Annotated in this window: 9 protein-coding genes; 3 read left to right on the forward strand and 6 right to left on the reverse strand. The window is 72.9% G+C overall.

The annotated features are described in order from the left end of the window. Positions 1–34 precede the first annotated feature (34 nt). Positions 35–832, reverse strand: a complete 798-nt coding sequence (locus tag KGD84_RS20320) for a helix-turn-helix domain-containing protein (RefSeq protein WP_255646695.1) — start codon at positions 830–832, stop codon at positions 35–37. 478 nt (positions 833–1,310) lie between these two features. Between KGD84_RS20320 and KGD84_RS20325 the strand changes: the two genes are divergently transcribed. From KGD84_RS20325 to KGD84_RS20335, 3 genes are all read left to right on the forward strand, one after another. After that, positions 1,311–2,129 (forward strand): MBL fold metallo-hydrolase, encoded by an 819-nt coding sequence (locus tag KGD84_RS20325; protein ID WP_220561987.1) that lies wholly within the window; start codon positions 1,311–1,313, stop codon positions 2,127–2,129. Between the two features lie 1,393 nt (positions 2,130–3,522). Next, positions 3,523–4,110: a class IV adenylate cyclase gene (gene cyaB, locus KGD84_RS20330; RefSeq protein ID WP_255647261.1), complete on the forward strand. Its 588-nt coding sequence runs from the start codon at positions 3,523–3,525 to the stop codon at positions 4,108–4,110. Between the two features lie 1,143 nt (positions 4,111–5,253). Continuing rightward, on the forward strand, positions 5,254–5,616 hold the full coding sequence (locus tag KGD84_RS20335; protein ID WP_220561989.1) for a hypothetical protein: 363 nt from the start codon (positions 5,254–5,256) through the stop codon (positions 5,614–5,616). A 79-nt stretch (positions 5,617–5,695) separates the two neighbouring features. Here KGD84_RS20335 and KGD84_RS20340 read toward each other — a convergent pair whose 3' ends face one another. From KGD84_RS20340 to KGD84_RS20360, 5 genes are read right to left on the reverse strand one after another with little or no spacing between them, the layout of a single operon-like run. Continuing rightward, positions 5,696–8,635 carry an OmpA family protein gene (locus KGD84_RS20340; protein WP_220561990.1) on the reverse strand — a complete coding sequence of 980 codons (2,940 nt, stop codon included), beginning with the start codon at positions 8,633–8,635 and terminating at the stop codon, positions 5,696–5,698. A gap of 19 nt (positions 8,636–8,654) precedes the next feature. Next, entirely contained in the window at positions 8,655–9,068 is a 414-nt protein-coding gene (locus KGD84_RS20345) for a TadE/TadG family type IV pilus assembly protein (protein ID WP_255646697.1), read from the reverse strand. Further along, positions 9,065–9,481: a TadE/TadG family type IV pilus assembly protein gene (locus tag KGD84_RS20350; protein ID WP_255646698.1), complete on the reverse strand. Its 417-nt coding sequence runs from the start codon at positions 9,479–9,481 to the stop codon at positions 9,065–9,067. Before KGD84_RS20350 ends, KGD84_RS20345 begins: the two co-directional genes overlap by 4 nt. Beyond that, positions 9,478–9,840, reverse strand: a complete 363-nt coding sequence (locus KGD84_RS20355; RefSeq protein ID WP_255646699.1) for a TadE/TadG family type IV pilus assembly protein — start codon at positions 9,838–9,840, stop codon at positions 9,478–9,480. Before KGD84_RS20355 ends, KGD84_RS20350 begins: the two co-directional genes overlap by 4 nt. A 9-nt stretch (positions 9,841–9,849) precedes the next feature. Then, entirely contained in the window at positions 9,850–10,023 is a 174-nt protein-coding gene (locus KGD84_RS20360; protein ID WP_220561991.1) for a hypothetical protein, read from the reverse strand. Positions 10,024–10,028: the final 5 nt, after the last annotated feature.

Raw genomic sequence — 10,028 nt, forward strand, 5'->3', positions numbered from 1 at the left:
CGGCCCCCGCAGGCCCCGCCCGGGTCCGCCGGGATCACAGGGAGGCAGCAAGCTCCCTGAGGTGATCACGACTGGCGGCCTCGTTCAGGGCGTGCTCGGTGAGGACCGCGTGGATGTCACGGTACTGGCCGACCTCTTCGGGGTCGGTGATCACCAGTTCCCGCGTGAAGGTCTCGACAATGACGGTGGGATCATCGGGGATCTCGAACAGCAGAAACCCATTGCTCTGAAGGTGGCCGAAGGACGAGGACAGGGGCAGGACGCGCAGCGTGACGTTGGTGAGCGTGGCGACCGAGAGCAGACGGTCCACCTGGGCGGCCAGCAGGTCCGCGTCGTGGGGGTGCCAGCGCAGCGCGGCCTCGGTGAGCGTGAACTCGAAGCGCCGATCGGGTTCGTAGAGTGCCTCTTGCCTGCGCATCCTCGCCGCGACGGCCTCGGGGATGTCACGCCGACCGGAGAGGTCGACGGCGCTGAGCACCTGCCGTGCGTACTCGGCGGTCTGCAACAGACCGGGCACCAGGGAGGGCTGGAAGGAACGAACGACCTCGGCGCGCTGCTCCAGCGCCCGGACTCCCTCCTGGCCGGCACGGAGTCCCCGAGCGTGCACCACTCTCCAGTGGCGGGACTCCACCAGTACGGCTTCGGCCAGTTCGGAGCTATGCCGCGCCACATCCTTCGAGACGCGGCAGGCATCCACCCAGGCCTTGACGTCATCGGTGGTGGGCCTAGTGCGACCGTTCTCGATCTTGGAGACCTTCGACTGCGACCAGCCCAGAACGTCGGCCAGCTCCTGTCCGGCCAGACCGCTGTTCAGCCGAGCGGACCTCAGCAAGGAGGCGAGCTCTTTTCTAGCACTGTCAGTCCTCTTGCCCGGATATGCGGACTCCTCCATGGCATTCCCGTTCGAGTCTTGCCATTTGATGATGGCAGTCGAATAGAACAGGCAACCAGACTAACCGTACGCGTGGCCTTCTCGATCTTGGGAGCTCGCAATGGTGAACACGATGACGCTCTCCCACAGATGGCCCGAACCCGATGCTCTGGTCGGCCGTGTCCGCCCCGCGTAGCCGACAGGCCGAGGCGAGGGCCCCGCGATCATCTCCGGCGTCTCCTGAAGGCGTCGCCCCTCGCGCCTCCGGCCGACGCGCCGCCGGATTCCTGTCTCTGGCCGTCGATAATCTGCGACGAACAGCCCGAACTCATCCCGAGCGGCAGGCCGGGCTCCGGCAGGCGCACGCCGACGGCGATCACCGACCTCACCGAGCTGTCACGCATGACTCGATCAACCCACGAAGAAGGGCAGGGCCGCCATGCTGACACAGGTCGCGGAAGGTGTGCTGATCCACCGAAGCGAGTTGCTCCGGAACAACACCGTTGTCGTGCAAGGCCGGGAGGGTGTGCTGCTCATCGACCCCGGGCTCACCGACGGCGAACTGACCTGCCTTGCGAACGACCTGTCCGAGACGGGCCGCCCCGTCGTGGCGGGCTTCTCCACGCACCCTGATTGGGATCACGTGCTCTGGCACGCCGACCTCGGCGACGTTCCCCGTTACGGCACAGCCCGCTGCGCGGCCGCCATGCGGGTCGTGCGGTCGGAAGCGGACTGGAAGGCCCGCGCCGCCGAGGGGCTGCCGCCGGAGATCGCCGAGGAGACACCGCTGGACCTGTACGGCCTCATCACCGGTCTGCCCGCCGGAACCGTGCGGATCCCCTGGGACGGCCCCGAAGTCCGGATCATCGAGCATCCGGCGCATTCCCCGGGCCATGCGGCGCTGCTGATCGCGGAGCGCGGGGTGCTGGTGGCCGGCGACATGCTGTCCGACGTCTTCGTTCCGATGCTCGACGACTTCAACGGCGCCGGTGACCCGATCGAGGACTACCTCGTCGGACTGCGACGGCTCGAGGACGTGGCGGACGACGTCGATGTCCTCATCCCCGGACACGGGTCCGTCTGCGGGGCCGATCAGGTACACGCACGGATCGAACAGGACCGCGCGTACCTACACGCCCTGCGTGACGGCGGTGTCCCCGACGACCCGCGGATCGACTCGCCCGAGCCCGGCTGGGAATGGGTGGGCGACATCCACGCAGGACAACTCCAGCGGCTCGCACAAAGGAGAACGACATGAACCGCGGGGTGGGGACCGCGTCGCAGGGTGCGTGAGCGCCCCGGCGGGCGGAAACGCCTGTGCGTGGGCGTGGCCTTGTCCAGGGCTGCTCACAGCCCGGCGATCCGCCGGGGCGCACGGCCGGTGGCAGGCCGGTGGGCTCCGCACTCATCCGCTCGACGTCGGCCTTGGCGAAGGCCGCCGCACGGCCTTCGCCGCGGGGGTTTCCCACCCGCTTGGAAACCTCAGCCACAGCCGGGAGGCGAACCGCTTCCTCTGCCCCAAGGGGGTGAAGGCCGCAAGTGGTCTCCCGCCCCGGCCCGAAAGGTCTCCCATGCCCTTTCAACGCTGTGGTGGGTGACGGGTGGGCCTGCCGGGGGCCGAGCCACCGCTGGAGGGCGGATCATCTCCTTCGACCCCAGGGGAGGGGGGTGAGCATCCCGTCGCCCCGGACACACGGGGGTGAAGGCCGCGCGTACCTGTCGGCCCCGGCCGCAGGGGGTTGTCCACCCGACTGGGTCCCTCAGCCACAGCCGGAAGGTGAACCGCCTTCTGCGCCGCAGGGGGTTTCCCACCCGACCGGGAGCTCCGCCCCAGCCGTGTCAGGCCAGTGGGGTGCCCGGCCATAGGGGGTCTTCGCCGAGGTAGTTGTAGGTTTCCAAGAGCTCGGCCGCTTGGGAACGGCGGTCCGCGCCGGGTGGGCCCGGCCCCGGCCGCAGTCGGCGCACGGCAGACCACCAGGGGGAATCGTTGGGCGCGCGTGGCGGGTGGTGGGGGTGTGACTGCCGGAGCCGGGTGCACCCGGAGCGCGCACACCCGCACCGCCTGGAAAGGTTGGGGGCGCCGACGGCGGTGAAGGGGCTCCACGCTGGTGCCTACTCCCGCGGATGACCGCGGTACGGACGGGAGCGGGGGTGAAAGCCGCACGCACCCGCGACCCCGGCCCCAGACCGGGCACAGGACCGCGCACCTCAGCCCAGGGGGTGAAGGCCGCACACACCCGCGGCATCAACCCGAGGGGGTGAGGAAGGAGGAACCGCGACCTCCGCCCCAGGGGGTGTTGCCGCACGTTCCCGCGGCCCCGGCCACAGACCGGACACCGGACCGCACACCTCAGCCCCAGGAGGTGAAGGCCGCGCGCACCCGCAGCCCCGAGCCCCAGGGGGTGTGGGAAGGAAGAACCGCGACCCCCGCCCCAGAGGGGTATGGCCGCACCCACCCGCAACCCCGACCCCAGGCTCGCCAACCCTCTACCGGACGCCAAACAGCTGATGCTGTTCCGTAACATCCCGACGTCGGATTCCCGGACTCTGGCCGAAGCGCTGACAGGGGTACGAGAGTCGGTCAGCAAGCACAACCTCGCCCGCGTGTACGCGGCCCTCACCCCTGGAAGGGGATGATCCCGGTGGCCTTGGTGGAGATCGAGCGCAAGCGTGTTCTGGAGGAACGCGGGGCGCTGGAACGGCGCTTGGAAGAGTCGGGCTTCGCCTCCGCCGGTTCGGCGGTGGAGGTCGACACCTACTACAGCCGCCCTGACGTCGACTTCCTGGAGACGGTCGAGTGCCTGCGGGTCCGGGCGAAGGAGGACCGGTGCGAGATCACCTACAAGCCGGCCTCCGACGGGAACACCAGCAGCGCCGAGGGGGTCATCGCCAAGCGGGAGACGAACGTGGCGCTGGCCGATGGAGGAGAGGCCGAACACGCGCATCGGTTGTTGGAGGCGTTGGGCATGGTGCTGCTGGTTCGGGTGGAGAAGGTGCGCACCTGTTATCGGGCGCCGAGGCGGCCGGGACTGGCTGTAGTGGTGGACGAGGTCGCGGGTGTGGGCTCGTTCGTGGAGACCGAGATCGTGTCCGCGGACGCCTGGGAGGAGGTCGCGCGCCGGTTGGAGGAGACGGAACGGCTTCTGGGGTTGGAGGCTCTTCCGGTGGTAGCGGTGCCGTACCGGGATCTGGTGTTGGCGGCGGCGAAAGAGGGTTCTGGGAGTGTTGTGAAGCGATGAGGTCGTGAAGTCGTGCAGGCGGGGCGTCGTCTGATGACGTCTGTGGGATGCGGGTGCGGTCTACTCGGTGGCGCCGTGTGGGGGGTGCGGTTCTTCCTATGGGCTGGGGGCGGGGTCGCGGGGACGTACCGCTTTCACCCCCTGGGGCGGGGGTCGCGGGCCCTCCTTCCCACACCCCCTGGGGTGGAGGTGCGCGGTCCTGTGTCCGGGCTGGGGCTGGGGTCGCGGGAACGTGCGGCAACACCCCCTAGGGCGGGGGTTCCGGTTCTTCCTTCCCACACCCCCTGGGGCGGAGGTGCGCGGTCCTGTGTCCGGGCTGGGGCTGGGGTTGCGGGAACGTTCGGCAACACCCTCTGGGGCGGGGGTTGCGGTCCTTCCTTCCCACACCCCCTGGGGCTCGGAGCTGTGGGTGCGTGCGGCTTTCACCCCCGGCACTGACCGGTACCGCGGTCATCCGCGGGAGTAGGCACCAGCGTGGAGCCCCCGCACCGCCGCCGGCGCCCCCAACCTTTCCAACCGGTGCAGGTGTGCGCACCTCGCGCGGACCCGCCCCCGGAAAGCGCACCCCCACCGCCCACGATGTGCGCCCAACGAAACCGCCCGGTGGTCTGCCGGACGCCGACTGCGCGGGGACGGATCCACGCTCCGCGACTGTACCTTCACAGGCGATCGGGCTCTTGGAAACCAGTCACCTGTGGCTGCGACCACAGACCGCCGTTCCCAGATGGCGGACGTCTTGGAAACCTCACAGTCCGCCTCACCCCCTGGAGCCCGGGCCGAGTACCGCCCTACCCCAACCCCCTGGGGCCGGGGCGGGAAGCCACCCGCGGCCCTCACCCCCTGCGGCGGAGGAAGCAGCGATGCCCTCCGGCAGTGGCTCAGGGCCCCGGTCAGGTGAGAAACCCCCTGCGGCGGAGGTAGCGGTTCGCCCTCCGGCTGTGGGTGAGGGGCCCGGCCGGGTGGGAACCCCCTGGGCTGCGGGTGTGGTGTCCACGGTGTCCGCCCCGGGAGGCGACTCCCCGTGTACACCCGCGCGTTGCCGGGCGCATGGGTGCCGATCACCCGGCGGGGCTAGAACGTGGCCGGGGGACGTGTGCGGTTCCGGTCAGGCGGGGCCGCGCCCCCGTACGGGAAGGAACGCCGATGTCCGACGACCACCTGACAGTGCTGCCGGAAGATATGGCGCGGGCCGGTGAGGACCTGCGCGAACCCGGTCGGCTCGTGCGCGAGGCCTTCGCCCGGCTGCGGACGGCCCGGCAGTCCCTCGGGGCGGTCTGGGGGTCGGGCGATGACATCTCGGAGTCCCTGACGAAGAACCTCACCCCCATGATCGAGACGCTGGACGAGTACGGCGAGGCGCTGCCCACGGCTTTCGACCAGGCGGCCGACCGGACGCTCCAGATGGCCCGCAACTACGAGGTCAGCGAGGACTACGCCTTCGACGTCAGCAGCGACCTGGGCTCCGGGTCGGGCTACGGCGGGGGTGGTGGCGGCCGCAACGGCTGACGGTCCGGGTGAGGCCCGGGACGCCGAGGGGCGGCCCCCTGGAGGGGGCCGCCCCTCGGCGTCGTGGGACCGGTGCGGGTCAGCCGTCGTCGCGCGGCTTCCAGGTGCGTCCCCGGCCCGCCTTGCGGGGCTTGGCGGGCTGGGGGCGGTAGGCCGGGGAAGCCTCCTCCTCGGCCATCGGAGTGGGCTCCGCGTCGCGCGGCTCCGCCCGGTCGCGGACGACCGCCCTGCGGCGCGGACGGGCGGCGGCCGCCGCCGGGGCCCGTTCCGGTCGGGTGCCGGGGGCCGGTGCCACGGGGCCGGCCGGGACCGGTACGGACACGGGCTCGGCCGCCTGCTGTTCCGGGGCCTCCGGACGGTCCACGCGGACCACGCGGACCCGGCCTGCCTTGCGGCCGGGGGCGCGCTCGTGGCGGACCCGGGTCCTCTGCTCCTCCTTCGGGGCGGGAGCCGCGGGGGCTGCGGGAGCCGCGGGAGCGGCGGGTGGGGACGGAGGTGCGGGCGGGGCCTGGGCGGCGGCCTCGGGTGCCTCTCCCCCGGCCTTGGGTTTCTCTTCCCCGGTCTCGGCGCCGTCCGTGTCGGGGGGCGTGACGGCGGGAGTGTCCCGCACGGGCTCCGGGGTTTCGGCCGGAGCGGGCGCGGGAGCGGCCGCGGGGCTCTCCGGTGCCGGGGTCGCCCCGTTGAGGGCGGCGAAGGCGTCCCCCTGCTCAGCGGGGGTATCGCGTGAGCTCCGACGGCCGGTCGGGGACGCGTCGGCGTCCTCCTGCCCGGTGGTGGTGCCGACCTCGGCGGGCGGGGCGGCCGGGGCTTCGGCGGCCGTGTTCTCGTGAGGACCCGGGGCGTCGTCGGGCTCCGGTGTGCCGGGGGCCTCAGCGGTCGTGGTGGCGGAGTCGTCCGGGGCCGTTTCTCGGACGGGCTCTTCCGGGACGGGGGTCTCGTCCCACCAGGAGTCGTCCTCGGCATCCGCCGTGGTGGTCGTGTCAGCCGCGGTGGTCGTGTCCGTCGTCGGCCTGTGCGCGGGGGTGTCCGTGGCGGTCTCGGCGTACTCCCCCTCGCGGAGCGCCCGGAAGGCGGCGTCCACGGTGGCCCCGTCGTCCGGGGCGGGTTCGGGGTCCAGAGCTGGTTCGGGCTCCAGGGCGGTGGTGGTCTCCCCGTCGTCGTCGGCCGTGGTGCCGGCCGCGGCCTCCTCCTCCCAGGCGCGGGTGAGCCGTTCCCAGGCGGCGTCGTCGCCCACCCGGACGAAGGCGTCGTCATCGTCCCAGTCCTCCGCGACCAGCACCGGGCGCGGCTCGGCGGCCCCCCGGTTCCGGGAGGACGGCCGTACCGGCCGCTCCGACCCCGAGTGGTCCGCCGCGTGGTGGGCGTGCACGGCCGCGTGGACCTCCTCGGCCGTCGAGCCCGGCCAGGAGCAGTGGAACAGGGTGGCCAGCGGCTGGCTGGTCTGCGAGATGAGCCCGTCCGCGTCGATCGTGCAGTTGCCGCCCAGCGGCCAGCTCCCGAGGATGACGGCGGTGACGCCGCGGTGCTGCCCGTGCAGCAGGAGGCCGGACAGGGCGTGCTCGTGCTGGGCCTCGGGCGCGGAGATGATCAGGGCGAGCGGGGCCCGGTCCTCCTCGGCCATGGCGTGGAGTTCGGTGGCGAGCACCGCCAGCGCGTCCTCCGTTCCGGGGACCAGGGTGACCGGCTCGCACGGGCGGTCGCGCAGCAGGTCGCGGCCGGTCTCGCCGAGCAGCCGGACGGCCTCGTCCTCGGTGATGAGGATCCGCACCGCGAGGGGTTCGGTCGGGTCGAGGGCGTTGGCGATCAGGCGCCGGGCCGCCCCGTCCGCCCCCTTGCCGGTGAGGCCCAGGCCGGGGACGTGGTCGAGTTCGACGGTGACCCGCTCGTCGATCTCGGCGCCGGGCTCGGGGCGCGGCGGGACCGGCGGCAGCGCCAGGCGGCGCGGGCGGCCGGTGAGGCGCCGGGGCAGGCTGAGCGCCATCCTGGGGACGAAGGAGCCGCGCTTGCCCAGGAGGTAGCCCCCGGCGAGGCCGGCGAACCCCACGAACCCGGCGACCGCGCCGTCGGGGATCTCCAGGACGACGACGCGGGGGCCGTCGTCCTCGACGGCGGCGGCGTTCTCCACGGTGATGAGGGACCGGTCGGCCTCCTCCTCCGCCGCGGCGGCGCCGTCAGCGGCGTCGTCGCCGGTCTCCTCCGGGGCCGTGTCCGTGCCGGCCTCCTCCTGCGGGGCCGGGGTAGAGGCGGGAGCGGACGCGGGGGCGAGGGTGTAGGCGATCTCGACGCGGCGCTGGCTCTCGGCGGGCCCCTCCACCGGCTGCTCGGCCCCCCTGCCCGTGACCTCGGTGTCCGGGGCGTCCTCCCCGAGCTCCTCCTCCAGGTAGTCGGCCACCGCCTGGGCCCGCTCCCGGGACAGCTCCCGGTTGCGGTCGGCGTTGCCGCTGGGGTCGGCGTGCCCGGTGATCGCGACGGGGACGTTCTCGTCCCAGTGGTCCCCCAGCATCTCGACGGTGGGGGCGAGGTCCTCCCGCATCCGCTCGGTCAGCTCGGCCGATCCGACCGCGAACCCGCTGATGGTGCGGGTGCGCTCCACCGGCCCCTGCTCCGCGGTCTCCTGCGGGGCCGCGGGGGCGCTCTCCTCCCGGTCCGGCGACTCCTCGTCCTGGGCGACGGTGTCGGCGAAGGCGGCGGCGGGGGTGACCGCGGTGGCCGCGACGGCGGTGGCGGCGATGGCCTGGAGCGGTCCGAACGGGCGCAGGCGCAGGGGCACGCCCCGCAGGCGGGCCACGGCCTCGGCGGCGAGAGCCAGGGCGAACATCCCCCACAGCGCCCACAGCGCGGTGATCAGCACGGCGGCGGGCACGCCCGGGGGCAGCCGCCAGCCGCGCAGGTGGGCGAGAGCGACGTCCCAGGAGGGGAGCGTGTCGGGCCAGGCGGCGTGCCACAGCAGGACGTAGGGGACGCCGACGAGGAAGGCGAGCGCGAACACGGCCGCGCCGAGCCTGTTCAGTGGATGCATGTCCGCCTCACAAAGGTGCTCAGGGGGTCGTCGTCTGTGTGTAGGGACGTGCCGTGGCGGTCGTCTCGACGGTGGTCGATCCGGCCGGGACGAGGGTGAAGGAGTAGGACATCGTGCAGGTGACGGTGACGGTGTCGCCGGAGACGCTGACGGTCCCGGTGGCCCCGGCGGAGGAGAGGAAGGCCTGGGCGGCGGCGGAGGCGGCGGCCGGGTCCAGCGGGACCTCGTCGGCGCCCTCGCGGTACGTGTTCCAGTCGAGCTGCTGGGCGCCGACCCGGGCGGCCTCCTGGGCGAGCGTGGCGGTCTGTCGCCGGGCCTGGAGGAGTTCCCCGCCCTCGTAGACCAGGCCCAGGCACGCGATGAAGGCGACCGCCATCACCGCGACGAAGGCGCTGACCTGTCCGCGGTCGTCCCGCGCGGCGGCGGTGGTCACGGCTGCCCCCGGAAGGTGTCCACGGCGACGGTGGCGCCGCCCTCGATGGTCTGGCCGCCGGGGAAGGCAACCCCGTACAGATCGGAGAAGTCCACCGTGCAGTGGACGGTGACGGAGACCGCGCCCCCGGCGGCCAGGCCGCCGTGGTCGACGGTGGTGGTGTGGTCGGTGCAGGCCATGCCCTGCTCCTGGAGCCCGGCGGCGGCGATGGCGGTCGCCGTGGAGGAGGCGGCCGTGGGCGTGCGCTCCAGCGAGGCGGCGCGGGCGGCGGAGTGGGCGACCTCCCCGACCGTGGCCCGCGCGTCGACGACGCGGCCGGCGAAGACCATGAGCATGGCGAAGGTCAGCAGGGCGGGTGCCAGCAGGGCCAGCTCCACCGAGGCCGAGCCGCGGTCGCGGTCGCGGTGCCTCACGGTGTCTCACCTCCGGGGACGAAGCGCTCGACGGGGGCCACGGACACGTGCCGCACGTTCCAGGTGACCCCGGGGACGAGGCTGGGGACGGAGCCGGTCACGGTGACGGTGACCTCCTCGGCCCCGCGTTCGACGGCGATGTCGATGTCGGACAGGACGGAGCCGGAGGGCGCGGCCGCCGGGGCGGCCGTGCCCTCCACGGTGCGCGACTGCTCGGCCGTGCGGCGTGCGAGGTCGGCGGCGACGTGCTCGCCGTGCATCCACAGGGCGGCCTGGACGACCAGCATGACCAGGAGGAGGAGCGCGGGGGCCGCAACTGCCAGCTCGGCACTGCCCCGGTCGTCTTTCTGCTGTCGCAAGGGAGTCTCCTACGGAGTGCCGAAACTGGCGATCTCTTCGGCGACGAAGGTGCTGATACCGCCGACCGCCGCGATGCCGACGAGGATGAGGAGCGCGGTGACCACCACCGTCTCGGTCGAGTAGCCGCCGTCGTCCTTGGGCAGGGTCAGCGCGGTGACGATGCGGTAGTACAGCTCTTTCATGGTGC

The sequence above is a fragment of the Nocardiopsis changdeensis genome, assembly GCF_018316655.1.
GTDB classification, from domain to species: Bacteria; Actinomycetota; Actinomycetes; order Streptosporangiales; family Streptosporangiaceae; genus Nocardiopsis; species Nocardiopsis changdeensis.